1 protein-coding gene is annotated in these 380 nt (G+C 48.2%); it reads right to left on the bottom strand.

What is annotated here, in order from left to right:
- A partial coding sequence (locus tag AX677_RS00895; RefSeq protein WP_231730772.1) for a prealbumin-like fold domain-containing protein occupies positions 1-380 on the bottom strand: 380 nt, incomplete at both ends.

Raw genomic sequence — 380 nt, 5'->3', positions numbered from 1 at the left:
GCAATTTCAGTACCGCCAAGGTTGACCTTACTGAAGGTCACCTTACGTGGAAGATCATCGTCCTTGTCAGTTACCGTAACAGTTGAACCATTTGTCGCTACGGTGTTAGCTTGGCCCTTAGCGTCCTTCTCACCAACATTGGTCACTTCCACTGTGCCGTCATGTTTGACTTGGAAGGTGATATCCGTTACTTTGAGGTAGCCCGTTGGAGCTGCTTCCTCATGGAAGGTATAAGTACCAGGTGCTAAGTTGATGTCTTTAGACTTACCAGCTTCGGATGTCCAGCTTTCAACTGCATCGCCTTCAGCTTTCTCGCCCTTGTAAATCTTGATCTCAGCACCGGCAATTTCAGTACCGCCAAGGTTGACCTTACTGAAGGT

Origin of the sequence: Streptococcus sp. CCH8-C6, from assembly GCF_001557225.1 — a bacterium.
In the GTDB taxonomy this organism is placed as follows: Bacteria; Bacillota; Bacilli; order Lactobacillales; family Streptococcaceae; genus Streptococcus; species Streptococcus sanguinis_C.
Note: the sequence above shows the minus strand (reverse complement) of the source record. Positions and strands in the feature narration are given on the sequence as shown.